Genomic DNA, 24399 nt, shown 5'->3' with positions numbered 1-24399 from the left:
AATCGTCCGAACATCGGGAAGGCGGCCGGTGGGACGTCCCGGTCACATGACCAGACCGGCGTCAGCGACGGTGGAAAACCCGTAAAGATCCGGCGGCGGTCATCTGAGCCGTCCTTTCAGGCGCCTGGTGACATCGGCGACCCGTTGCAGCGTCCCGACCGGTTCCGCAGGGGCGGGCGGGGGCGGCTGCGCCAATCCCAAAGTGATGAGCCGCTGCATTCTGAAATAGCGGCGCAGCGCCGGGCCGGGCGGGAGAGCGTCCACGTACTCGGCCGTGGCCGCGCGCATTTCCGGATAACGTCCCGGCTGCATGCAATAGGTGACGGCGGCCAGCAAAGGGACCAGCCGCGATTTGATCTCGTGCCGGGCGATCGGCGGCGGAATGGCGTCGCCCTCGTCGGTCAGGCGGGGGAAGGTGGCGTCCACCACGGTCGCCGGAATCCGGGCGGCGTTGTCGTAGGGGTTCAGCCGCTCCAGCACCCGGACCGTGCCCAGCGTCATCACGGGCACCTCCAGCAGGTGGGAGACCCGCACCAGCGCCGGGGGGAACACCCCTACGGCCACCTCCGGACGCAGCAGGGCGCACCAGACCTCGGCGGGCACCGGCTCGTCCAGGATCACCAGCTCGGCCCCCAGCCGCCCGGCCTCGGCGGCCAGTGCCGCCGCCAGGGCGGTCTGCCCATCGGGGGCGGGGACGAAGGCGACCGTCCGGTTCCCCCGGGCGACCAGGCCCCGCAGCATCTCCAGGTGGATGCGCTCCTCCTGCTCCCCGGTCGGCCCCAGGTCGGTCAGGCACTGGCCGACGATCAGCGCCGCCCGGTCGGCGCCGGCGGGCAGCCGGCCCGCCAGCAGGGTCTCGGCACCGGCCTTGACCTCCTCGAAGGCCTTGGCGAAGGCGTCCTGGGCCACGATCTGCGGCGCGACCCCGTAATCCGACAGCAGCCGGGGCGGCAGGCCGGGCACCAGATCCAGGTGCAGCAGCCGCTCGACCCGGCTGCCCACTCCCCTGGGCAGCAGCGCCCGGACGGGGCCGTAGACCTCCAGGGTGCCGCAGCAGACGGTCACCGGGGCGTCGTGGAAGACCTCCGCCAGGGTCTGGGCGGGGGCGGTCTCCAGGGTCTCCACGATCACTTCCACCGGTTCGTCGCCCAGCCCCCAGTGGCGGCGCAGCAGCCGTTCCAGCATCGGCTGCTCTTCCAGGGCCGGCCGCCAGTCCTGCGGATGCATCGGCGCCAGCAGCTCGTTCAGCGAGACGACCTCATCGAAGCGGTCGTACAGCGCAGCGTGGTCGGCCCGCTCCGGCAGCGGCGGGGCCAGCTCGGCGCCGGCGGTCTCGTCGCTGACCAGCAGTATCCGCCGACCGGGCCGCGCCCCCAGGCGTCCGGTGTCGATCGCGGCGGCGAACAGCGCGGTCGCGATGGGACCGGAGGAGACGAACAACTGGTTCACCGGGCACCTCCGGCCGCCATCAGCTCGGTCAGCAGGGCGGCCCGTGCCGGGCGCATGCCGGGCAGCACCGCTTTGAGCACCTCCTGGGGCAGGGCGCGCAGCGTCCGGCCGGCCCGCAGCCGCTGGCGCTGCTGCAGGGTGGGGCTCAGCCGCTCCTTCTTCTCCTCGTGGGTGGCGATGAGGACGCAGTAGGCGCGGACGAACTTGTACTTGATGCGGTCCCAGTCGGGGTCGGTGCGCAGCGCGGTCAGGATCTTGTCGAAGGCGTCGAAGAAGTGCAGCTGCCGCTCGTCGCCGATCTGGGTGAGCGAGGTGGGCACGCCGCGCCGGTAGTACACCCCGAACAGTGAGATCACCGCGTAGCTGGCGGCGCGCTGGTGCAGCCGCCAGATCCAGGGCCGGTCCTCGGCCGTCAGCAGTTCCTCGTCGAAGGTGAGCAGCCCGTCCTCGGCGAGGCTGCGGCGGTAGACGCCGGCCCAGGCGTACGGGTAGTCCACCATCGCCAGGTCGTGCACCGGCAGGAACCCGTCGCGCGGGTTGAGGACCTTGCCGCGCACCCCGTGGGGGGCGCGGTGGATCTCCCGTTTGCGTCCGTGGGCCTGGACGTGGTCGATCCTGATGAAGTCGCAGCCGAGCGAGTCGATGGCCTCGACCGCCTCCGGCAGGTAGCCGGGGGCGAGCCAGTCGTCGCCGTCCACGTAGGTGATGTAGCGGCCCGAGGCAACGGCCAGACCGGCGTTGCGGGCCGCGCTCAGCCCGCGCGCCCGCGGATGGCGGATGAGCTGAAAGCCCGGCAGCCTCGCCCGGTGGTCCTCCACGATCTCGGCCGACGTGTCGGTGGAGCCGTCGTCGACGAAGATGAACTCAAAGTCGGCGCGCGCGTTCCGGGTGAGACTCCGCAGCAGGTCCGGAAGGTACGGGGCCACATTGTGCACCGGCACGATGACCGAGAGGGTGGTCACGCGGTCTCCGTTCGGGACGTCGGGCGGCGGAGCCGATCGCGGCCCACCTCACCTGGGGGAACGCCCCCGCCGGCCGCCTCGCCGGCCACCGGGGACCGCCGCGGCGGAATCCCCGCACAGCCGCCCCGGACAGGGTCGACACGGGCCACACGCACAGGACTTCCTCATCGCTGAGGGAACTCCCCTGCGGGGTGGGGCGTTCCGTACGTTACGGGGGAATGTTCAGGAAGATTACCTGAACGCACACCCCGGCGTGTCACCTTGCGTTCGCCTTTGCCGGACTGCGACCGAATTGTCAGAGTCCGGAATCGGCCACCGCATGGCTGGCCGCCCCCAGGGAGCGACCCGGCTCACAGCGGCGGGCGGTGCCACAGGACGGGCTCGGCGCTCTGGCGTTCGGTGCTCTCACCGACGCCCAGCAGCTCGCCCCGGAAGGCGACCAGGCCGGTCAGGCGCTGATCGCCCGCGCCCGACAGGGCGGTGCCGCGCGGGTGCGCGGCCTGCCAGGAACGGCCGTCGCGGGAGGTCCAGACCGCCACGTCGGCGGAACCGGACTGCCGGATCTCGCCGAAGACGGCGAACGCGGCGCCGGCGGCGGTCACCCCGCGCACCGCATCCGCGCCGGTGATCTCCGGCAGCGGGCTCTCCTGCCAGGTCGCGCCGCCGTCGGTGGACAGGAAGGCGAAGGCCCGCCGGGTGCCGTCCGCGTCGCGGCGCTCCCCCACGGCGACCGCCGTGGCGCCCGAGACGGCCACGTGCCGCAGGTAGCCGGAGGAGTCCTCCGGCAGCCGCGGCGTTGCGCGCAGCGTCCATTCCTGACCGTCCGGGGAGGTCCAGACGGCGGGCGCGTGGACGCCGTTCTTCTTGCTCCCGCCCACCGCCACATAGCCGTCGGCGGTCGCGGCCACCGCCTGCATCCAGCGGTTGGTGCCCTTGCTCCCCTTCAGGGCGCCCTTGACGCCGGTCCCCCGCTGCCAGGTGCGCAGGTCGGAGGAGGCCCACACGACGGCCGAGGAGCCGTCCTCGCCGACCACGACGTGCCCGGAGCGGCCGGCCGCCACCCCGTAGACGCGCAGGCCGTCCTTGCCGTCGGCGAAGGTGCCGCCGCCGACCGCGCTCCACTCCGTGCCGTTCTGCGAGATGGCCACCAGCGGACGCGGCTGCTGCTGGGGACGGGTGTCGGAGCCGATCGCCACCCATCCGGTGCTCCCGCCGGCCACGCCGTGCAGCCGCTGCAGCCCCGGGCCGCCGAACCCGGCGCCGGTCAGCCTGCCGCGCCGCCAGGTCCGGCCGTCGGCCGAGCTCCAGATCGCCGCGTTGCCGTTGGTGCTGCCCACGGCCACGGCCTGGTTTCCCGCCGTGGTCAGCGCGGCGACGGTCCGGTCCACTGGGGCGGCCGGCAGTTCGGGGCGGGCCAGCCGGCCGGTGGCGTCCTGGGCCAGCAGCACCCCGTTGAGGTCGCCGCCGCTGCGGATCCAGCCGGCCATCACCAGCCGGTCCCCGGCCGCGGCGGTGCCCGGCAGCAGCCTGGCGGGACGGGTGAAGGGGTCCGTCGCCTGCCAGGAGCGGCCGTCGCCGCTGCGCACCACCTGCACCCGGTCGCCGGCTCCGGCCACCACGAAGGCGCCGCGTTCGGAGCCGGCCACCGCCTGCAGCCGCATGCCCTTGCCCAGCTCGACCTCGGCCGTCTCGGTCCAGTCCTTGCCGTCGGCGGAGGCGAAGATCGTGGCGTAGCTCTTCTTGGCGCGCCTCACGTCGCGCACGGCCAGCAGGCCCGAGGGGCCGGAGCCGATCCGCATGCCGCGGGTGCCCTTCGGGGAGGGCGGCTTGGTCTCCTCCCAGGTGCGGCCGCCGTCTCCGGACAGCCACACCCGGTTGCGCGGGGCGCCTTTCTCGCTCTTGGCCCACCGTCCCTTGACCATCACGGTGGAGCCGTGCGTCGTCGCCTCCAGCAGCGACAGGGTCTCCTTGCCCTTGGTCAGCTTCAGATCGCCGGCGTCCAGGCGCTCCCAGGAGCGCCCGTCCGAGGACACCCAGGCCAGCGGGGACCCGTCGCGCAGGTCGCCCTTGGCGGCGGTGGTGCCCACGGCCAGGAAGCCGGAGGGGTGGGCCGTCAGCGACAGCACCCGGTCGCCGTCTTTGAAGCTCTCCTCGCCCAGTGCATGCGCCGTCCACTGCCGGCCGTCGCGGCTCGTCCAGGCCAGCGCCGAGCCGTCGGGGGCCTCCCCGAGCGCCGCCCAGCCGGAGGCCGAACCGGCCACCTGGCGCGGCACCCCGCCGAGGCCGTCGTCGTGCACCGTGGCCCGCTGGAACGAGCGGCCGCCGTCGGTGGACACCAGGAAGTAGGGCCGGACCGCAGTGCCGTCGCCGTCGCCGTCGCCGCCGGCCGCCACCACCGTGTCGCCGGCCGCGTCCGCCGTGGTGAGCTGCTGGTCACGGCCGTCGGAGCGGACGGCCGGGTCGGTGGCGAAGGCGTCGGAGGCCAGATGCGCCGCCGCGGCCGGAGCGGCCGGCCGCTGCTCGCCCTCGGGCCACAGCACCACGGCGCCGGCCGCGATCACCGCGGCGGCGGCCAGGCCGGCCGCCCCGATCAGCACCGCCTTGCGGGGGAGGCGCGGACCCTGCCGCCGGGGCGCGGGCAGCCGCCACGGCTCGTCCGGCTGCTGCGGGGGGCGCGGCCTGAAACGTCCCGCCTCCGGTTCGGCGGCGGGCGGCGCGCCGGGGCCGCCCAGCGGAGGCGCGGGCGGGGCCGCCGCGAAAGGAGGAGGCGGCGGCACGGCACCGGGTGCGCCCGGCGGCGGCATGGGAGGAGTGCCCACCGGTGGCGGCGGCACCGGGAAACCCATCGGCGGCGGGGAGGTCGCCGGATCGCCCAGGGCGGCCGGCGGCCCGGCGGCGGGGTCGCCCGCAGGGCGTGGATCGACGGACGTGGCCTCCGGGTCGCCGGCCGCCGGCAGCGCCTCCCCGGGCAGCTCGGGCATCGGGGCCGCCCACGGGGCGGGCGGCAGCGCGGCGGCGGGATCGTCGGCGGGCCGTCCCCACTGCGGCGGCGGGGGCAGTCCCGGGCCCGGCGGGGCGAACGGGGGCGGTGGCGGCGGCGCCGGAAAGCCCGGCGGCTCCTGCGAAGCGGGGCCGGCCGGATCCTGCTGTCCGGCATCCTGCGCGCTCGAGCCCCACGGGGCGGGCGGCGGACCGTCGGGCACCCGGCCGTCGGCGTTGTCATCCCCCGTACCGGCTTGGGCCACCGTGTTCTCCCCACTCACCACTTCGCCACGGCCCGTCCGTGGCGGGTCGTCGCTCGTCCGGATGCGGTGGGGGGATTGTATCCGGACCCTCCGGACGTCCCGATATGCCGCAGGTCAGCCGCGCGGCGCCAGCGGACGGCCGGCCTGGCCGGCCACCGCCTTGCCCTGGCGGCGCGCCCGGCGGTCCTCCCGCCACATCTGACCGGCCACGTTCACATCGCCGTCGAAGACCACCCGGCCGCCGCGCATCATCACCCCGCGGTCGCACAGCTCGGTCAGCATCTTGATGTCGTGCGCCACGATCACCATGGTGCGGCCCTCGGCGCGCAGCGCGCGGATGCGGTCTTGGCACTTGCGGCGGAACGGCGGGTCGCCGACCGCCAGCACCTCGTCGATGAGGAACACATCCGGCTCGGTGTGCACGGCGATGGAGAACGCCAGCCGCATGAACATGCCGGAGGAGTAGAACTTGACCTGGCCGTCCAGGAAGCGTTCCACCCCGGAGAACTCGACGATCGAGTCGAACTTGCGGCGGATCTCCGCCTCGCTCATGCCGAGGATCGCCCCGTTGAGGAAGATGTTCTCCCGGCCGGTCAGCTCCGGGTGCAGTCCGGCGCCCACGTCGATCAGCCCGGCGATGCGGCCGCGCACCCGCACCGTGCCGCGGTCCGGCCGCATCACCCCGGAGATCATCTTCAGCAGGGTGCTCTTGCCCGAGCCGTTCAGCCCCATCAGCGCGACCGCCTCGCCCTGCTGCACGGTCAGGCTGACGTTGTCGAGCGCGAGGAAGCGCTCGGCCAGCGACTGCCGGCGCATCGTGCGCACCGCCAGGTCCTTGAGCGAGCGCGCGTGGCGGAGCCGGAACTCCTTGGTGACCGAGTCGACGACGATGGCTGTTGTCATGGCCCCTTACAACTCCTGCCCGAAACGCCGCTGGGCGACCGCGAACACCTGCTGGCCGATGGAGAAGACCACCAGCGCGAACGCCAGCGACCCCACCGTGCGCAGGGCCAGGTCGGGCGGGAAGGTGAACTGCCCCTCGATTCCCGGGGCCCAAAACGCCCGCTGGAACAGCGACACCGCGGTGACCAGCGGGTTGAGCAGGTACAGGTCCAGCACCCAGCCCGGGGCGACGTCCCGCACGAACGTCCACGGGTAGATCATCGGCGCCGACCACATGAACACCACGGCGGTGACGTCGACGGCCTGTTCCAGGTCCCGCAGGAACACGTTCCCGGCGGCCAGCAGCAGCCCGGCGCCCAGGCCGAGCAGCACGATGATGACGAAGCCGGCCAGCGCCCCGCCCAGCGCGGCCACATCCGGCCGCCAGCCCAGCGCGGTGGTGGCCGCCAGCAGGATCACCAGCCCCGGCACGAAGTGCACCAGCGACACCAGCACCGAGGCCACCGGGAACAGCTCCCGGGGCAGGAAGATCTTGCGGACCAGCGCCGCGTGCCCGGTCACCGAGCGGGTGGACGAGTGCAGGATCTCGTTGAACAAGTTGATCAGCACCATGCCGGAGAACAGGTAGACCCCGAAGTTCTCCAGCTTGCGCCCGGCGCCGAGCACGTACCCGACGACGAAGAAGTAGACGCAGAAGTACACCGCCGGCCGCACATACGACCAGCCCAGCCCGAGCACCGAGCTTTTGTAACGGGCCCGCAGCTCCCGCCGGACCAGCAGCCGCAGCAGGTAACGACGGCGGAAGACCTCCAGCAGCCCTCCGGAGGCGTCCGGCTCCAGCAGTGGGGGAAGCGAGGGGGCTTGCGTCATCGATCACCGGCCTTCGGGGCGGCTTGGAAGTTGTCCCACCAGCTCTCCGGGGCGACGAGCTGCGGCACCGCCTGGCGGTAGCGCCGCGACAGCTCCGGCCACTCCTTCAGCAGCCGGGCGTGCAGCGCGGAGGTCCGCTGCAGCAGGCTGCGGAACTCCTTGCGGTCCCGCTGGTACCAGAACACCCCGGTGCCGTCGGCGGCCGACACCAGCGCGCTGTCCAGGTCGGCCAGCCGCCACCAGGCCAGGTCGATGTGCGGGACGATGGCCTGCGGGTTGACGCGCGCCTTGGGGTCGACCGGGCGGAACTGCTTGAGCCCGCTGACGGCGGCCTTGCGGATCATGCCCAGCCGGCTGCCCGGCTTGGTGGGCATGCGGCCCTTGCGCGGCGGCTTGCTGCGCACCGGCGGCAGCTGCTCGATGCGCTCCACGCCCCGGGCGTCGCTGAAGCGCTTGCGGAACTCGCGGATCTCCGGGAGCTTGGTGGCCAGCTGCCGGTGCATGTGCTCCGGCCCGCTCAGCACGTCCTCGATCGCCATCAGCATCAGCTCGGCGGCCGAGTACTGCATGGCCAGGGCGTGCTTGATGGACACGAACAGGCTTTCCTTGAGCAGGTTGCCGCCGCGCTCGTACGGGGAGTGCAGCAGCGCCGAGACCAGCCGGTTGCGCTCGTGGTAGTAGGCCTGCCAGTCGATGGTGTCGTCCTTTTCGTGCCAGGGCACGTGCCAGACGGCCACCCCCGGCAGCGAGACGGTGGGGAAACCGGCCTTGCCGGCCCGGACGCCGTACTCGGCGTCGTCCCACTTGATGAACATCGGCATGGGCAGGCCGATCTTGTGAATCACCTCGGTGGGGATCAGGCACATCCACCAGCCGTTGTAGTCCACGTCGATGCGCCGGTGCAGCCAGGGGGTCTGGCGCAGGCCCCGGGCGGCGAAGTCGTGGCCGTGCTTGGTGTTGGGCGCTGGCCCCCAGAACCAGCGGTACTTCTCCAGCGTCTCGCCGTAGGCGTGCAGCACCGAACGGTCATAGAGGCTGAACATGTGGCCGCCGACGATGGTGGGGGTGCGGGCCAGGTCGGCGAACGTCACCGCGCGCAGGATGCCCTCCGGCTCGGTGATGACGTCGTCGTCCAGCAGCAGCACATAGTCGGCGCGATCGGCGCGGGCGGTCTCCTCCATGGCGCGGGCAAAACCGCCGGAGCCGCCCAGGTTGGGCTGCTCGATCATGCGCAGCTTGGCGCCCAGCGCCTGCGCCGCCTCCGCAAAGCCCGGGTGGTCGGCCACCCGCTGGGTGCCCTGGTCGATGATGAGGATCTCCTCGATCACCTCCAGCACCTCCTCGGCGCGGGCGAGCGCCGCCAGCTGGTCGACGCAGAAGGCGGGACGGTTGAAGGTGGTGATCCCGATGTTGATGCGGCCCTGGCGCCGCCCGCCGGCCTCGGCGGTCAGCCACTCGGCCTCCACCAGCTCGATCGACCGCTGCCCGGCGACCAGGTCGAACCAGTACCAGCCGCCGTCGATGAACGGCTTGAGCGGCAGCTTGAAGCGGTGCTCGGAGACCTCGGTGGAGTCCACGTGCGCGGAGGTGACGCGCTGCACGTGGCCCTTGGCGTTGGAGCGGTAGACGATCAGGGTGCCCTCGCCGCGCACCCGCACCCGCAGCCGGACCTCCTCCAGCACGCTCCAGCGCCGCCAGTAGCCGGCGGGGAAGGCGTTGAAGTAGGTGCACAGCGACAGCCGCCGGCCGATCGGGACGGTGACGCCGCGGCGGGTCATGGTGTCGACGTCGATGGACAGCAGCGGCTCGTGCGCGCCGCCCTCGTCCTCGACGACCTGTTGTTTGTTCTTGCCGGTCGGCTCGACCTCCGGGCGGCCCTTGCCGATCCGGTCGTCCAGGTAGAGCCGGACCACGTCCAGGTCGCGGTCGAGGGGCATCACGACCCGCTGCAGGACGCGCATCTGCTCGCTCATTCGTCCATTCCTCCGCTGACCAGCCGGGCACCTTCGGTGAAGTGCGGCTTCAGCCGGTTGTCGACCATGTTGAGGGCGCTGGCGATGGCCATGTGCATGTCGAGGTACTTGTAGGTGCCGAGCCGTCCGCCGAACAGCACCCCGTCCTCCTGCTTGGCCAGCTCGCGGTAGCGCAGCAGCCGGGCCCGGTCGTCGGGGGTGTTGATCGGGTAGTAGGGCTCGTCGTCCCGGCCGGCGAAGCGGGAGTACTCCCGCACGATCACCGTCTTGTCCGGCGGGTAGTGGTCGCGTTCGGGGTGGAAGTGCCGGAACTCGTGGATGCGGGTGTAGGGCACGTCCTCGTCGGCGTAGTTCATCACCGCGGTGCCCTGGAAGTCCCCGGTGGGCTTGACCTCCATCTCAAAGTCCAGCGTCCGCCAGCCCAGCTCGCCTTCGGCGTAGTCGAAGTAGCGGTCCAGCGGGCCGGTGTAGACGACCGGGACGTTGCCGACGATGTCGTCTTTGAGGTCGAAGAAGTCGGTGTTCAGCCGGATCTCGATCTTGGGGTGGTCGGCCATCCGCTCCAGCCAGGCGGTGTAGCCGTCCACCGGCAGCCCTTCGTACTTGTCGTTGAAGTAGCGGTTGTCGAAGGTGTACCGCACCGGCAGGCGGGTGATGATCTCCGCCGGCAGCTCCTTGGGGTCGGTCTGCCACTGCTTGGCGGTGTAGCCGCGGATGAACGCCTCATACAGCGGGCGTCCGATCAGGGAGATCGCCTTCTCCTCCAGGTTGCGCGGAGAGGAGACCTCGGCGGCCTGCTCGGCGATCAGCGCCCGGGCCTCATCGGGGGTGAAGGCGCGGCCGAAGTACTGGCAGATGGTGCCGAGGTTGATCGGCATCGGGTAGATCTGGCCCTTGAAGTTGGTGTAGACGCGGTGCCGGTAGTCGGTGAAGGAGGTGAACCGGTTGACGTACTCCCAGACCCGCTCGTTGGAGGTGTGGAACAGGTGGGCACCGTACCGGTGCACCTCGATACCGGTCTGCGGCTCGCTTTCGCTGTAGGCGTTGCCGCCGATGTGATCGCGTCGCTCCAGGACCAGTACGCGAGTCCCGAACAGGTTGGCACAGCGCTCGGCGACGGTGAGCCCGAAGAAGCCCGATCCGACGACCACGAGATCAGCGTCCACGTGCGTCCTTCTTGTCGGGCCGGCCGCTGGGCCGGCGACGGAGTTGCACGCCCCTGGGTGGGATGGCCGGGGCTGACGGTCTCCCGGCACGCCCGGCACCGTCACAACGTTCCGGAGGCGAGGCGCCGAATTCCCCCGAGCAGCGACAGCCGCCGTCATAAGGCGATATTGCGGATGTACCGGGCGCCTTTGCACCTTACCTTGAGATGCCCCCGCAGGCGGCCGGGTTCGGGCCAAGTGCCCGGCCCGGCATCCGCTTCCCGGACGGGCCGGCCGCGGCGAGCGGTGCCGCCCGCTCAGGCCCCTCGCTACAATGCACGCTCGACCATCATGTACCGAGCCAATCGCCCCATCTAGGGAGCGCCGCCCGCGAAACCGCCCTAGGAGCACGTTCCGTTGGCGTCTGCCAAGCCCCCCTCGCCCGCCCGTCCGCAGGTGTACCTGCACATAGGGACTCCCAAGAGCGGGACGACCTACCTGCAGAACGTGCTGTGGCGCAACCGGGGCCGGCTGCGCGAGCAGGGCGTCCTCTATCCCGGCGACACCCGCCACGCCCACGTGCAGGCCACCTTCGACCTGCGGGAGACCTCGTTCGGGGGCCGTCCCAACCCCGCCAACCGGGGCGCCTGGGACCGGATGGTCGGCGCCGTGCGCGCCTGGCGGCGCGGCCCGGCGATCATCTCCCAGGAGCTGCTGTCGCAGGCGCTGCCCCACCACGTCGAACGGGCGCTGGCGTCGCTGGACTTCGCCGACGTGCACATCGTGCTGACCGTGCGCGACCTGGCCCGCCAGCTGCCGGCGGCCTGGCAGGAGACGGTCAAGAACCGCTCCATGCAGCCGTATGAGGAGTTCCTGACCGCGCTGCAGGGGCCGCCGTCCAGCTGGAGCGGGCCGGTGAAGGCGTTCTGGCAGACCCAGGACGTGGCGCGGGTGCTGCGGCTGTGGGCCGCCGGCATCCCGCCCGAGCGGGTGCACCTGGTGACGGTGCCGCCGCCGGGGGCGCCGCGCGGGCTGCTGTGGGAGCGGTTCTGCTCGGTGGTGGGCATCGACGCGGCCCGCTGCGACACCGGCAAGGTGTTCGCCAACGCCTCGCTGGGCGCCGCCGAGGCCGAGCTGGTGCGGCGCATCAACGAGGCGGTCCGCTACAAGATCTCCTGGCAGCAGCACAACCTGCTGGTCAAGCGGCACATCGCCCAGGAGGTGCTGGCCCGGCGCAAGGGCACCAAGATCGAGCTGCCGGCCGACCGGCGCGCGTGGGTGGCCTCCCGCTCGCGGGAGCTGGTGGAGCCGCTGCGCGGCAAGGGCTACCACGTGGTCGGCGACCTGGAGGAGCTGCTGGTGCCGCCGCCCGACGCCGGCGGCTCGCCCGAGCCCGTCCCGCCCTCGCCGGCCGAGATGCTGGAGGGGGCCTGCGACGCGATCGGCTGGCTGCTGCAGCACCGCGCCCAGCTGGACGCCCGGATGGACGCGGCCCCCGCCGAGGCGGGGGTGCAGGCGCAACTGAAGGCCAAAGAGCTGCGTGAGGCGGCGAGCCTGCTGGTGGAGCGGGCCACTCCGCTGTCGCGCCGGGTGGTCCGCCGGCTGAGCGAGCGCTACCCGGCGGTGATGCGGCTGCGGCAGTCCTACTGGAGATACGTGTCCGCCGGGGACGACGCCCGCGCATGACGGATGTTTCCGCGCACGAGATCGGCGACGACGCCGGAAGGGAGAACCGGGTGACCGAAAGCGGCCGGGAAGGCAGGGTCTTCCTGCATGTCGGTGCCCTGCGAGCGGGAACCGGCATCATCCAGGGCGCGCTGTGGCACAACCGGCACACCCTGGCCGAGCGCGGCGTGCACTACCCGCTGGAAAGCCGCGACGAGCACTTCGCCGCGGCCATGGACCTGCGGGAGATGGCCTGGGACGGGCACCGCGACCCGGCCTGGAGCGGCGCCTGGGACGCGGTGGCCGAGCGGATCGGCCGCCGCCGCGGGCAGACGGCGATCTTCTCCGACGAGCGGCTGGCGGCGGCGACCCCCGAGCAGATCCGGCGGGCCCTGTCCACGCTGCCGGCCGAGCGGGTGCATGTGGTCTTCACCGCCGGCGACCCGGCGCGGCAGCTGGTGGCCGAGTGGCAGCAGCGCCTCATCCGGGGCCACGCCCTGGACTTCGCCGAGTTCGTGGAGCAGACGCTGGCGGACCGGGACGCCGTCGACGGCCCCGGCAAGGCGTTCTGGCTCATGCACGACCCGGTGCGGGTGCTGCGCCGGTGGCAGACGGCGGTGCCGCCGGAGCGGCTGCACCTGATCACCCTGCCGCACGGGGACGACCGCAACGAGCGGCTGTGGATCCGCTTCGCCGAGCTGACCGGCATCGACCTGTCCTGGTGCGACCTGACCGGGGTGGACGACACCGTCTGGCTGGGCGCCGTGGAGGCCGGGCTGCTGAGCATGCTCAACAAGCGGGTCGGCCCCGCCCTGGGCGACACCTACAAGCGGCTGATCGGCGAGCACGTGGTGCGGCCGGTGCTGGCGCGGCGCCGCGACCCGGTGCCCGTGGGCCTGCCCGAGCGCCACTACGGCCGGGTGCGCGAGCTGGCCCAGGAGATGATCACCACGATCTCCGAAGAGGGCTGGCAGGTGATCGGCGACCTGTCGGAGCTGGCCCCCCGCTTCGGGGAGGGCGGGCGGCCCGACCTGGCGCCGGCCGAGCAGATGCTGGACGCCGGCATCGAGGTGATCGAGTCCCTGCTGGTGGGCATCACGGGCATGGTCCAGCAGACCGAGATGGCCCACCTCAACCACGAGCTCAGCCAGGTCCGCGACCAGCTCAAGCGGCTGGCCGAGACCTCCGCGCAGCCTCACCCGGCCTGGCGGCTGACCGGCAGGCTGCTGGGCCGCCGCCGGGTGTAGCGGGGAGCGTCATGGGGCACGCCGAGGTCGAGCGGGTCTGGCCGCGCGACGGCCGCATCCGGATCGAGGGCCGGCTGCACGAGGTGACCGGGACGGCCGGCGACCGCTGGACGGCCGAGCTGCGGGGGCGCCGCGACCCCAACAGGGTGCTGCGCTTCCCGGTGCGCGTGACCGCCGGCGCCTTCGACTTCGCGTTCCCGATCACCGAGCTGATCACCCCACGGCTGCGGGCCGCCGCACCGGGCACCCGGCAGGTGTGGGACGTCTTCCTGGTGCGGGAACGGGACGGGCTGCGGGTGCGGGCCGGGCGGCACCTGGACGACATCGCCAACCGCGCCGAGGTCTTCGTCTACCCCGCCCAGCGGGCCGGGGAGAACGACGAATTCGTCGTCCGCCCCTTCTACACGCCCGATGATCATCTATCCGTCCGTTGTGGTAAACCACAATCGGCGTGAAGTCGTCCCAGTTACGTGAGAATTCGCTACCTGGTCCGGTTCGGTTACGGGATCAACGGCATCACCAGGTCGGTCATCACCCAGGCCAACGCCCTGGCGGCCGCCGGGCACCAGGTCGAGGTGGTCAGCCTGCGGCGCCACAGTGAGCGGCCACATTTCCGGCTCGACCCGCGGGTGCGGATGTTTCCGCTGATCGATGACTTCGACCGCGACCCCTCCTGGTGGGAGACGGCGGCGGCGCTGGATGAGCGCTCGGCGCCGCTGCTGGGCTCGGGACACGCCCGCCTCAAGCCTCCCCAGCGCTTCTCCGAGCTGGAAGAACGCGAATGCGCCCGCTATGTGGGCGAGCTGCGGGACGGGGTGCTCGTCACCACGCAGCCGCCGCTGTCGCTGTTCGCCATCCGCTACGGGTCTCCGCACTTCGTGCACATCGCCCAGGAGCACGTCAACTACGACTTCTATGGGCAGTCCATGCGGCAGCTGATGACCGAGCACTTCGGGAAGCTCGACGCCATCGTGACGCTGACCGCCGCCGACGCGGCCGCCTACCGCAGGGCCTTCCCCGCCGACCGGGGCGGACCGGTGATCCGGCAGATCCCCAACGCCCTGCACCGCTGGGGATTCCCCCCGGCGCCGCTGAACCGCCCGGTGATCTCGGCGGTGGGGCGGCTGCAGCACGAAAAGGGCTTCGACCTGCTGATCGAGGCGTTCGAGCAGGTCGCCGCCGCGCACCCGGACTGGCAGCTGCGCATCTACGGGGCGGGGCCGCTCAAGCCCGCGCTGCGCTCGATGATCGAACAGCGGCACCTGTACAACCACGTGCTGCTGATGGGGCCGAGCGACGACCTCGACGCCGAGTACCCCAAAAGCTCACTGCTGGTGCTCAGCTCCCGCTATGAGGGGTTCGGGCTGGTGCTGCTGGAGGCGATGGCGCACGGGCTGCCGGTGGTGGCCTTCGACTGCCCCCACGGCCCCGGCGAGATCATCGACCACGGCCGCACCGGGCTGCTGGTGCCGCCGCAGGACGTGGCCGCCCTCGCCGCGGCCGTCGGCAAGCTGATCGACTCGCCTGAACTGCGGGCCGAGCTGGGGGCGGCCGGGCGGCGCAAGGCCGAACGGTACCGCCCGGAGATCATCGCCCGGCAGTGGGAGGAGCTGTTCGCCGAGCTGCTGGCCGCGCGGGGAATCCCGCCCGGCTGAGCACCTGCCGGTTCGGCCTGGGCCCCGACCGCAGTCCCGCCACCAGCCCGGCGGCCAGCCCTTTGCGGAGGGTCGCCCGGTCCTGGGAGCGGATGAACGTCTTGGCCCAGCGCCGCACCGTCGAACCCGCATACAGCACCCGTTCGGCCGGGGCGAGGCCGGGGCTGCGGGTGAACAGCCAGACCTTGTTGCGCACCTCGTAGAAGAAGCGCTCCCCCGGGTCGGCGTCGGTGGAGCCGAAGGTGCGGGTCTTGTGGATCACCACGCTGGCCGGGCACAGCAGGCCCCGCCGGCCGCGCAGGATCCGGGTGGTGAACTCAAAGTCGTCGTTCCACAGGAAGTAGTCGGCGATCGGCAGCCCGCTCTCGCGGATCGCCCGGGCGTCCACCAGCACCGACACAAAGGACGCCGAGCGGATGGGCACGCAGCCCAGCGCGCGGGCGGCGGCGCGTTCGGCGGCCGAGGCGCCGGGCTTGGGCCGGGGGGTGTTCATCGGGTGCGGCCGGCCGTCGGTCCAGCGCACCGCGCTGGCGACCAGCGCCGCCGGGTCGGCGACCGCCGCCAGCTCGGCCAGCGCGGTGGGGGTGGGCACGGTGTCGTCGTCCAGCAGCCACACCCAGTCGGCGCCGCGCTGCAGCGCCCGGGCGATGCCGGCGGCGAACCCGCCGGCCCCGCCGGTGTTGTGCGTCAGCGCGACCAGGTCCACCTCGCCGGCGCGTTCGGCCAGCAGCTCGCCGGTGCCGTCGTCGGAGGCGTTGTCGACCACCACCACCAGGTCGGGCCGGCGGGTCTGCGCCATGACCGCATCCAGCGCCTCGCGCAGCAGCTCGCGGCGGTTGTAGGTGACGATGACCGCCGCGATGCGGCCGGTCGCGGTCACTTGGCCCCCCGCTGCCGCAGCTCGTCGCGGATCTCCACGATCTTCTCCATGGTCTTCATCACCAGCGGCTCGCGCTGCCCGATCCGGTGGGCCATGTGCCGCAGCACGGGCCGCTCATAGGCGGCCCGCATGGCCTGCCAGGCCTCGTCCCGCTCCCGCTGCGCCTCGGCCAGCTGCCGCTCCAGCTCCCGGACCCGCTGCTCCAGCTCCGGCACGCGGCCGGCGCTCTCGGCCAGGCCCCGGGCGGCGTCCAGCGCCACATCGACCAGCTCATCGGCGGTCACATCGTCGGGGTGCCGCTCCTTGGGCTCGGTGGAGTCGGGGGTCAGCTCCGACAGGTCGCCGACGATGTGGTAGCCGCGCCCGGCGATCTCGGCCAGCATGCGCTCGTTGCGTTCCACGGCCCACTGCAGTTGCGGCCCCGACAGGACGATGCGGCGTGCGGCCTTGCGCCCGCCCAGCACCTTGGGCACCAGGTGGTGCTTGATGAGCCGCTCGTAGGTCGGCCAGTCGATCCTGCCCTTGAGCCGCCGGTTGAGGCGGCGCAGGAACGCCGTCTCCGCGGCGCCGATGGAGGAGTTGGCCTCCACGGGGGGCGGCGGGATCTGCTCGGGGTCGACTCCGATCACTTCGGCGAAGCGCCGCCACAGCAGGTCCTGCGGGCCGCCGCCGGAGGGGACGGTCACGATGTGGACGCGCTCGGGAGGAACGCCGGGAATGCCGCCGGCCCACCGGTCGAGGATGCCGACCAGGTCCTGCATGCGCCAAAAGGCCCGGCCGTGGTCGCCTTCGCTGCCCTCGGGGTCCCGCAGCTGCTCGACGAAGACCGAAAACGGCACCCCGAAGCGGTTCTTGACGGTCTCCTGCCAGGCCGCGGGGATCTGGCGGACCAGGTCCCGGACGGTCAGCACCAGGTGGACCTCGGCGAAGGCGAGGTCGGACAGGGCCTGCTCGGCCTGCTCGGCGGTGGACCGGGTGAGCAGCTCGTGGCTGATGACGGTGGTGCCCCGCCACCTGCGCGCCTCGGCCACCAGCCGCTCCCAGGCGCCCGGCACCTCGGGGTAGTTGTGCCCCAGGTAGTCGGCCTCCTGCAGGTCGAGCGTGGCCCAATAGTGCGCCGGGTAGGCGTCGCCGGGGTACAGCACCCCCTGCTTGCGCAGCCGCTCCCGGTTGCGCCACATCACGTTCTGCAGGTAGGTGGTGCCGCTTTTGGGAGTGCCCAGATGCAGATAGACGACCTGGTCGCGGCCCCGGCCCCCGGCCGCCTGCGAGCCGGGTCCCAAGCTCACCATCGGTCGCACCCCTCTCCATGATCGATTCTGTGGAGATTGCTGCAGTCTACGGTCCCATAGGCCCGCAAGCGGGCCGTTCGCGCCCCGCCTGCCTGCTTCAGGACACTTCGAGGTGGTCGATGTCGATCGGGGCGCCCTGCTGGGTGAACGTCAGGGTGTTCCAGCCGCGGGCGAGCGCCACCTCCACGGTCACCGTCCGCCACCGGCTGGACTTGCGGTAGTCCAGGCGCAGCCCCAGCATCCCGGCCGCCCCGCTCTCCGGGCGCGCCACGAGCCGCCCCTCCCCGGTCTTCCCCCGGACGGTGCGGTAGGTCAGGCGGACGGTGTAGACGCCCGCCTCCGGGGCCGGCACCCGGATCTCCAGCCCGCCCGGCGCTCCGGGACGGATCCGCACGGCGCGCCCGCCGGAGGCGCCCTTGCCGGAGACCACCCGCCCGCCGGCGGCCGTGCCGGCTTCGGCCTCATAGCGCCGCCGGGACCCGCGCACCACCGGGTGGGCGCCGTCCCAGCCCAGGTCCGCCACGTACATCGCCCGCCGCACCCGCTCGCCGCCGAGGAAGTCGGTGATGCCGTGGAAGACGATGTGGTCACCGGCCGGGTCGGCGACGATGTCGGCGCCGCCGGGACCGACGATCTTGCGGCCGAACGACGTGCTGCTCATCAAGGGCTCGGGCGCCCGCCGGTAGGGGCCGGTGCGTTCGGCGGCGATCGCGTACCTGGTGCGGTAGCGGTCGCTGTAGAACACCCCCGCCGAATACAGCAGCACGTACTTGTCGCCGCGCCGCACCAGCGCGGGCGCCTCCACCAGCACCGGATCGGAGTCGTCCCAGGTCAGGATGCGGGTGGCGGGGCCGGTGAAGCTCAGCCAGCGCGGCCCGAGCGGGCGGATGAAGATGGCGGTCGGGCGCGGCCCGGCGATGTCCTTGCGGTACAGCAGGTGGGCGCTGCCGTCGCGGTCGCGGAAGAAGGCGGCGTCGATCGCATCGCCCTCTTCGGAGCACACCAGCGGCCGGTCGCCCACCGGCTGAAAAGGCCCGGTGGGCGACTGCGAGGTCGCCACGCCGATGCACTGGCCGCCGCTGGTGCGGGATTCGGCGGTGTAGTAGAGCACGAACACGCCGTCGGGGCGGCGCACCACCTCCGGCGCCCAGGTGTTCCCGCTCCTGGCCCACCGGCCGAGCTCGGGCAGCGCGTCCCCCGGCTGCACCCGCCACGGCCCGTCGATCGAGGGGGCGGTGGCCACGGGCACGTTGCGTCCCCGGGCGTTGGTGGCGTAGGCGTAGTAGGTCTCCCCCACCCGCAGGACGTCGGGGTCGGGGAAGTTGCCTTCGATGGCCGGTCCGGTGGCCTGGGGTTTGCGCGATTCGGCGACGGGCTCGCCGAGGCCGGGCGAGGCAGAGGGCTCGGGGGAGCCGGTGGGCTCGACGGGTTCGGGCGGGGAGGCCGTCGCCGGCGGCGCGGTGACGGCGGGCCGGACGGCCTGGGCGTGCCGGGCCTGCCCGTCCGCCCGGTCGGTGGTCGCCATGGCCACCGCCACCACGGCCGCCGACACCGCCGCGGCGCCGGCCAGGGCACGAAGCTCGGCGCCCCTCACGGACAGCTGGCCCCGGCGCACCGGCGCACCGCCTTCAGCCGCCTGGCCAGTTCCTTGCGCACCGAGGCCAGGGCCGGGTCGGCATGGCGGGAGTTGAGCTGGTAGGGGTCGGTGTACATGTCGTACAGCTCCTTTTCACCCCCCGAGTGCTCCACGTACAGGTAGCGGTCGGTGCGCAGCGCCGCGTACCAGCGCGCCCGGACGCGCGGACCGGTCTCCAGCAGGATGTCACGCTTCCGGTCGCCGTGGAGGAAGTTCTGCAGCGGGCGGCCGTCTTGGCGCCGTCCCGGCTTGGCCCCCGACGCCGCCAGGATCGTCGCCGGCAGGTCGACGTTGCTGACCGGCGTCCGCACCTGCCGCCCCTTGGGGAACCCTGGGCCCCGTACGATCAGCGGGATGCGCACCGACTCCTCATAGGGGTGGATCTTCTGGTGCGCGAAGCGGTGCTGGCCGAGCATGTAGCCGTTGTCGGAGGTGAAGACGAACAGGGTGCGGTCGAGCTGGCCGCGCCTTTTGACCGCCCGGTAGATCTTGGCGACCGCCTCGTCCACCGCCAGCAGCGACTCCAGCCGGTTGCGGTACTCGGCCTGGATGCTGGCGATCTTCTTCTTGCCGAACCGCTTGTTGCGGCGCACATGGCGCGGCTTGTCGCTGATGTCCTTTTCGTTGAAGGAGGGCGAACGCCACATGACGGCGTTGTCATAGGCGTTGCGGTGGCGCGGGGCGGGCCGGGGGCCGCCCCATTTGTCGCCCATCTTTTTGTTCCAGGGGGCCTCCAGATGCGGGGCCAGCGGCGCGAACCACATGAAGAACGGGCGCTTTCCGGTGGTCGGCCTGTTCAAATAGGCCACGGCCTTTCTGGCTAGCACATCGGTTTGGTAGTTGGCCGGCTTGCCGCCCTTCTTCTTGCCGTATTTGCGCAGCTTGCCGTTCTCGTTGAGGGTGTAACCCCACATGCTGTAGGTGGACGGCCCCATCAGGCCGTACCAGTCTTTCCAGCCCTGCGGGATCTCGCTGCCGTGCCGCCCATAACCGTTCAGGTACTTTCCGATGTGAACGGTGTCATAACCGCTTTGGGTCAGCCACATCGGCAGGGTCTGCTTGGGCAGCGCCTGATATCCCCCGTCGGGGGAGCTGTTGCTGAGCACCTTGTGGTTGTGGGCGTACTGCCCGGTCAGGAAGGTGGCGCGGGACGGGCAGCACCACGAATAGCTGACATAGGCGTTGCTGAACGTGGTCCCCTGATCGGCGAGCAGCCGCCGGACATTGCGCATGACCGACATCGACGCCAGATCCTGGTCGTCGGTCATGATGACGATGATATTCGGCCTGGCTTTCGCCTGCTGGGCCGTTTCCTGGGGCTTTTCCTGAGAACTCGTTGCGCATCCGGCGACCAAGGCCAGCGTCATGACAGACAGCATGACCTTGCGTGTACGCCGAACTGGAACCACGGCAGGAACTCCCAGCTTTCTACAACAGCCCACACCGGATCAAGTCCGGCAATACGCATGCCCAGGGTAGCGGATGTCCCCGGCATAATCGGAAGGTCTGGCCAAACCCGGGCGCCCTTCGCCCGCGAGGAGAGTAGCGTGCAGCTCACCGATACGAGTTTCATCGGCCTGCTTGCGGCACTGGCCGTGGCGGCGGTCGTGGCGACCGTGTGGCTGATGCCCAAGGTGGCCGGAGGCGGGCTGCGGCACTATGCCGCCCGCCTGGGACTGCTGGTGGCCTGCCAGCTGATGATCGTGCTCGCCCTCGCCGCCGGGGTCAACGCCTACTTCCTGTTCTATGCCAGCTGGGGGGACCTGCTGGCCGACGCCGACGGCGGCGCGCAGGTCCGCAAGGGGGAGACCCGCAAGATCCCCCGCACCGTGCTGCTGAAGCGCGACGCCTCGGAGCTGAGCGCGGACCTGGGCATCACGGACCGAAAGCGCGACGGGCTGCTGGAGCAGACCGTCATCGAAGGGCCGCGCACCGGCCTGCGCGCCGACGCGTTCGTCTACCTGCCGCCCGACTATTTCAAGCCGGAGGCCGCCCAGCGGCGCTTTCCGGTCGTGCTGGTGCTCACCGGCTACCCGGGCGACCCCAAGCTGCTGGTCGGCCGGCAGGAGATGCCCAAGCTGGCGCTGGAGGAGCTGCGCGCCGGGCGGGTCCAGCCGATGATCTACGTCTTCGTCCAGTCCACCGTGGCCCCGCCGCGCGACACCGAGTGCACCGACGTGCCGGGCGGCCCGCAGGTGGAGACGTTCTTCGCCCAGGACGTCCCGGAGGTGCTGCGCGCCTCCTACCGGGTCGCCCCCACCCGGGACGGCTGGGGGCTGATGGGCCCCTCCAGCGGCGGCTACTGCGCGGTCAAGCTGGCGATGCGGCACTCCGATGAGTTCGCCGCCGCCGGCTCGGTGTCGGGTTATTTCACCGCCATCAAGGACGCCACCACCGGCGACCTGTGGGACGGCAGCGAGGCCCTGCGCAACGAGAACGACCTGATCTGGCGGCTGGAGAACCGCCCGCCCCCGCCGATATCGGTGCTGGTGGCCTCGGCCCGCAAGGGCGAGAAGAAGTTCCCCGAGGCCGAGAAGTTCGTCTCGCTGGTCAAGCCGCCCATGCAGGTCGATACCGCCTACTTGCCGGAGGGCGGGCACAACTTCAAAACCTTCGCCCGGCTGTGGCCCCAGACGCTGCGCTGGATGAGCGGCAAGCTGCAGGTGAAGTAAGGGCTCAGCCCTTGCGGAGGCCGCCCCGGGAGCGTCCGCCGGACGCGGCGGCCTTCGCGGCCGAGGCGGCCATGCGCTCGCGGGACCGGTTGCGGCGGGCCCCGTAGGGGGCCACCAGCATGCGGTAGAAGGGCCGCCGGATCGAGGTCGGGACCAGCCGGTAGCCGCCGCGCAGGGCCACGTTGCGCAGGTACTGGGTGCGTGTGATGAAGCCGTGCTGCAGCATCTCCCGCTGCAGCCGCAGCTCGGAGTTCAGCAGCGCGCGGCCGCCCCGGCGCTCATAGGCCCCGGCGCTGACCCGGTAGTACACCAGCGGCTCGGCCACGTTGACCACCTTGGCGCCGTTGGCGATCATCCGCACGAACAGCCAGTAGTCCTCCATCAGCGGCAGGTCGCCGTAGCCGCCGGCGGCCAGCACCGCGCTGCGCCGGTAGACCACCGTGGGGTGGTTGAAGGGGTCGTGCAGGCGCGAGTAGCGGGCGATGTCCAGCGGGTCGCTGGGCGGGATCCGGCGGCCCACGATGTCGTTGAGGTCGGCGCCGAACTCCAGCAGCCCGGCCCCGACCAGGTCGGCGCCCGCGCGCACCAGCGGCACCTGCCGCTTGAACCGGTGCGGCATGGCGATGTCGTCGGCGTCCATGCGCGCCACGATGTCGTGGCTGCCGGCGGCCAGTCCCGCATCCAGCGCCGGGCCCAATCCCCGGTTGTGCTCCAGCTGCAGGAACTTGACCTCCACCGGGCTGGTGGCCACCAGCTCCTTCAGGCAGAGTGCGATCTCCGCGGACACCGGCCCGTCCTGGACCAGCACCACCTCGTCCGGCCGCAACTGCTGGTCGTGCACCGCGCTGCGAAACGCCGCCCGGATGTACTCCTCACGGTCACCGCCGTAGACGGTCAAAAGCAGTGAGAACGGTTCGGGGGCCATGAGTCCATCTCTGTGACCGGAGCGAACCGATGCCCGATCGGTTCACTTGCCTTTATCGGGTTTATCGACGCTGCGCGGCCAAGATACCGGCTCGTCCCATATGCCGATCGCGCCTGGCCGCTATCGGTCCGTGCCTGCTCGCTCCCTTCTGGTCGCGCCCGCCGCGGGCGGGTCAGGTGGTCTGGCTGCACACGTCCTGGTCGGCGCGCCGCTCCCCGGCGATCTTGGGCAGCGGGGTCCCGGTGCCCCGCAGCCGGACGCCGTCCTTGCCGATGATCAGGTAGACCAGTCCCGGCCGTCCGGAGGGGAACGCCGTGGGCTGGGGTGCGGCCTGCAGCTTGGCGGCCAGCGCGGCGGCCTGCCGCTCGGCGCCCGGCCCGTACAGGATCCGGGTCGGGATGTCGGCGGACTGCTGCTTGGTGCCCACCTTGACGATCTGGAAGCCCTGCTCGGCCAGCCCGTCGGCGGTGCGCTGGCCCAGCCCGTCGGTGGTGGTCCCGTTGTAGACGGCGACCTTGGTCTCCGCGGGCTTGGCCGGCGGCTGTCCCCCGTTCTGCCTGGCCGGCTGCTTGGGCTCCTCGGGGGGCAGCTCGTTGTCCTCGCGGATGGCGTCGAACAGCGGCTTGGCCCGGGCCATGTCGATCTGCACCCGGTTCTTGTCGGCGGGGTAGGCGGTCACCGGGACGGTGACGAAGGTGACCTTGCCCGCGCTCAGCCCGCGCAGGCTGGCGGCCAGCTTCTGCATCGTGCCGAGGGTCAGCCGGTCGTCCACCTTCACCGCCTTGGCCACCGCCTGCAGGAAGGCATAAGTCCTGGCGGGGTCCTTCAGCAGCCCGCTGCTGGTGGCCTTCTTGACCACCGAGCCCATGAACGCCTGCTGGCGCTTGATCCGCGACAGGTCCGAGCCGTCGCCCAGCCCGCCGGTGCGGGTGCGCACATAACCGATGGCTTGCTTGCCCATCACCACCTGCCGGCCCTTCTTGAGCACCAGGTCGGCCTTGGGGTCCCGGATGGGCTTGGGCACGCAGATCTCCACTCCGCCGAGGGCGTCCACCACCTCGATGAAGCCGGACATGTCGATCTCGGCGTAGTGGTCGATGCGGATGTCGGTCAGCGACTCGATCAGGTTCCAGGTGCAGGCCGGGCCGGCGAAGGAATAGGCCCAGTTGAGCTGGCCGAACTGGGAGGGGACGCGAGTGCCGTCCTTCTTCTTGCACTCGGGGATCTGCACCATCGAGTCGCGGGGGAAGCTGATGCCGATGGCCCGTTCTCCGCCCGGGGAGATGTGCATCAGGATGGTGGTGTCGGAACCACCGCCTTGGTCGCTGCCGAACCGCTTGTTGTCGCCCTCCCGGCTGTCAGAGCCCAGCAGCAGGATGTTCAGGGAGTTGTTGAGCTTCTCCGGCCGGTCGGCGGCGAGCTGGTCGTCGATGTTGTCCCGCTCGATCGCGCCGTTGACGCTCCGGTAGAACCCGTAGGCGGTCAGACTGGCCAGCACCATCAGCGCAGACAGCACGATGGACGCCCACCCCAGCAGGCGCCAGCGCCGGTCGTGGGCCGGCGACGGCGGCGGCGCGGCCCGGGTGGCTTCGCGCTCCGAAGTGACCAAACCTTCCATCCGTCGTATTCCATCACAGCCGGGACACCGGTCACGGCCGTCACGATCAACTCGGTATGACGACCTTTGTCCCACTGGTCTCGGCGTCGGGTTCGCACCAGTATGTCCTTTGCGTAGTGGACGTCCCGGCCGTGGGCGAGGATGACATCGTTTCGAAATTCCTCGCCGGTCCCATCGCTCTGTTGTGACTTTGTCGCAGCGCGCCCAGTTGCCCCGACAGGACTAGACTCGGGCCGCATCCAGGGTGTTCGTCCGATCAGTC

The 24399-nt window shown here is 71.7% G+C and carries 18 protein-coding genes; 5 read left to right on the top strand and 13 right to left on the bottom strand.

All coding sequences use genetic code 11. The features are described 5' to 3' along the window. Positions 1-99 precede the first annotated feature (99 nt). The 7 genes from TCUR_RS03160 to glf form a co-directional block, all read right to left on the bottom strand. On the bottom strand, positions 100-1449 hold the full coding sequence (locus TCUR_RS03160; RefSeq protein ID WP_012851020.1) for a polysialyltransferase family glycosyltransferase: 1350 nt from the start codon (positions 1447-1449) through the stop codon (positions 100-102). Then, positions 1446-2411, bottom strand: coding sequence for a glycosyltransferase family 2 protein (locus TCUR_RS03155; RefSeq protein ID WP_012851019.1), 966 nt, complete (start codon positions 2409-2411; stop codon positions 1446-1448). Before TCUR_RS03155 ends, TCUR_RS03160 begins: the two co-directional genes overlap by 4 nt. Positions 2412-2761: 350 nt before the next feature. Beyond that, positions 2762-5656, bottom strand: a complete 2895-nt coding sequence (locus TCUR_RS27305) for a beta propeller repeat protein (RefSeq protein WP_012851018.1) — start codon at positions 5654-5656, stop codon at positions 2762-2764. Between the two features lie 114 nt (positions 5657-5770). Beyond that, positions 5771-6559, bottom strand: coding sequence for an ABC transporter ATP-binding protein (locus tag TCUR_RS03145; protein ID WP_012851017.1), 789 nt, complete (start codon positions 6557-6559; stop codon positions 5771-5773). Positions 6560-6565: 6 nt separating this feature from the next. Continuing rightward, complete coding sequence (locus TCUR_RS03140) at positions 6566-7429, bottom strand: ABC transporter permease (protein ID WP_012851016.1); 864 nt, start codon at positions 7427-7429, stop codon at positions 6566-6568. Next, positions 7426-9402 (bottom strand): glycosyltransferase, encoded by a 1977-nt coding sequence (locus TCUR_RS03135; RefSeq protein ID WP_012851015.1) that lies wholly within the window; start codon positions 9400-9402, stop codon positions 7426-7428. Before TCUR_RS03135 ends, TCUR_RS03140 begins: the two co-directional genes overlap by 4 nt. Further along, positions 9399-10568, bottom strand: coding sequence for a UDP-galactopyranose mutase (gene glf / locus TCUR_RS03130; protein ID WP_012851014.1), 1170 nt, complete (start codon positions 10566-10568; stop codon positions 9399-9401). Before glf ends, TCUR_RS03135 begins: the two co-directional genes overlap by 4 nt. 396 nt (positions 10569-10964) lie before the next feature. Between glf and TCUR_RS03125 the strand changes: the two genes are divergently transcribed. The 4 genes from TCUR_RS03125 to TCUR_RS03110 are packed head-to-tail and all read left to right on the top strand — an operon-like array spanning position 10965 to position 15114. Then, on the top strand, positions 10965-12233 hold the full coding sequence (locus tag TCUR_RS03125) for a hypothetical protein (RefSeq protein ID WP_012851013.1): 1269 nt from the start codon (positions 10965-10967) through the stop codon (positions 12231-12233). Then, the gene (locus TCUR_RS03120) at positions 12230-13459 is read left to right on the top strand and encodes a hypothetical protein (protein ID WP_041439273.1); all 1230 of its coding nucleotides are present in this window, start codon (positions 12230-12232) and stop codon (positions 13457-13459) included. Before TCUR_RS03125 ends, TCUR_RS03120 begins: the two co-directional genes overlap by 4 nt. Before the next feature lie 11 nt (positions 13460-13470). Continuing rightward, positions 13471-13914 (top strand): hypothetical protein, encoded by a 444-nt coding sequence (locus tag TCUR_RS03115; protein ID WP_012851011.1) that lies wholly within the window; start codon positions 13471-13473, stop codon positions 13912-13914. Between the two features lie 15 nt (positions 13915-13929). Then, entirely contained in the window at positions 13930-15114 is a 1185-nt protein-coding gene (locus tag TCUR_RS03110; RefSeq protein WP_012851010.1) for a glycosyltransferase family 4 protein, read from the top strand. Here the strand turns inward: TCUR_RS03110 and TCUR_RS03105 are convergent. The 4 genes from TCUR_RS03105 to TCUR_RS03090 all read right to left on the bottom strand — a co-directional run bounded on the left by TCUR_RS03105 (position 15047) and on the right by TCUR_RS03090 (position 20289). Next, positions 15047-15994, bottom strand: a complete 948-nt coding sequence (locus tag TCUR_RS03105) for a glycosyltransferase (RefSeq protein ID WP_012851009.1) — start codon at positions 15992-15994, stop codon at positions 15047-15049. The genes TCUR_RS03110 and TCUR_RS03105 overlap by 68 nt on opposite strands. Further along, entirely contained in the window at positions 15991-17286 is a 1296-nt protein-coding gene (locus tag TCUR_RS03100) for a hypothetical protein (RefSeq protein ID WP_012851008.1), read from the bottom strand. The genes TCUR_RS03105 and TCUR_RS03100 overlap by 4 nt, the downstream gene beginning before the upstream one ends. A gap of 97 nt (positions 17287-17383) precedes the next feature. Further along, positions 17384-18901 (bottom strand): family 43 glycosylhydrolase, encoded by a 1518-nt coding sequence (locus TCUR_RS03095; protein WP_012851007.1) that lies wholly within the window; start codon positions 18899-18901, stop codon positions 17384-17386. Continuing rightward, complete coding sequence (locus tag TCUR_RS03090; RefSeq protein ID WP_281055195.1) at positions 18877-20289, bottom strand: sulfatase family protein; 1413 nt, start codon at positions 20287-20289, stop codon at positions 18877-18879. The genes TCUR_RS03095 and TCUR_RS03090 overlap by 25 nt, the downstream gene beginning before the upstream one ends. 180 nt (positions 20290-20469) lie before the next feature. On the opposite strand from TCUR_RS03090, the gene TCUR_RS03085 reads away from it, so the two are divergent. Beyond that, on the top strand, positions 20470-21594 hold the full coding sequence (locus TCUR_RS03085; RefSeq protein WP_012851005.1) for an alpha/beta hydrolase: 1125 nt from the start codon (positions 20470-20472) through the stop codon (positions 21592-21594). 4 nt (positions 21595-21598) lie between these two features. On the opposite strand, the gene TCUR_RS03080 is transcribed toward TCUR_RS03085, so the two are convergent. Both TCUR_RS03080 and TCUR_RS03075 read right to left on the bottom strand, forming a co-directional pair. Further along, positions 21599-22519 (bottom strand): glycosyltransferase, encoded by a 921-nt coding sequence (locus tag TCUR_RS03080; protein ID WP_012851004.1) that lies wholly within the window; start codon positions 22517-22519, stop codon positions 21599-21601. A gap of 172 nt (positions 22520-22691) precedes the next feature. Next, a complete protein-coding gene (locus tag TCUR_RS03075) occupies positions 22692-24137 on the bottom strand; it encodes an LCP family protein (protein WP_012851003.1) in 1446 nt (481 codons plus the stop codon). Positions 24138-24399: the final 262 nt, after the last annotated feature.

This window comes from Thermomonospora curvata DSM 43183 (assembly GCF_000024385.1).
Lineage (GTDB): Bacteria > Actinomycetota > Actinomycetes > Streptosporangiales > Streptosporangiaceae > Thermomonospora > Thermomonospora curvata.
This window is presented reverse-complemented; position numbering and strand designations above follow the sequence as displayed.

Coding starts and splice junctions, on each gene's coding strand:
- TCUR_RS03145 (WP_012851017.1), bottom strand. CDS start 6,559: ATGACAACAGCCATCGTCGTCGACTCGGTCACCAAGGAGTTCCGGCTC.
- TCUR_RS03140 (WP_012851016.1), bottom strand. CDS start 7,429: ATGACGCAAGCCCCCTCGCTTCCCCCACTGCTGGAGCCGGACGCCTCC.
- TCUR_RS03135 (WP_012851015.1), bottom strand. CDS start 9,402: ATGAGCGAGCAGATGCGCGTCCTGCAGCGGGTCGTGATGCCCCTCGAC.
- TCUR_RS03120 (WP_041439273.1), top strand. CDS start 12,230: ATGACGGATGTTTCCGCGCACGAGATCGGCGACGACGCCGGAAGGGAG.
- TCUR_RS03115 (WP_012851011.1), top strand. CDS start 13,471: ATGGGGCACGCCGAGGTCGAGCGGGTCTGGCCGCGCGACGGCCGCATC.
- TCUR_RS03100 (WP_012851008.1), bottom strand. CDS start 17,286: ATGGTGAGCTTGGGACCCGGCTCGCAGGCGGCCGGGGGCCGGGGCCGC.
- TCUR_RS03090 (WP_281055195.1), bottom strand. CDS start 20,289: ATGACGCTGGCCTTGGTCGCCGGATGCGCAACGAGTTCTCAGGAAAAG.
- TCUR_RS03080 (WP_012851004.1), bottom strand. CDS start 22,519: ATGGCCCCCGAACCGTTCTCACTGCTTTTGACCGTCTACGGCGGTGAC.
- TCUR_RS03075 (WP_012851003.1), bottom strand. CDS start 24,137: ATGGAAGGTTTGGTCACTTCGGAGCGCGAAGCCACCCGGGCCGCGCCG.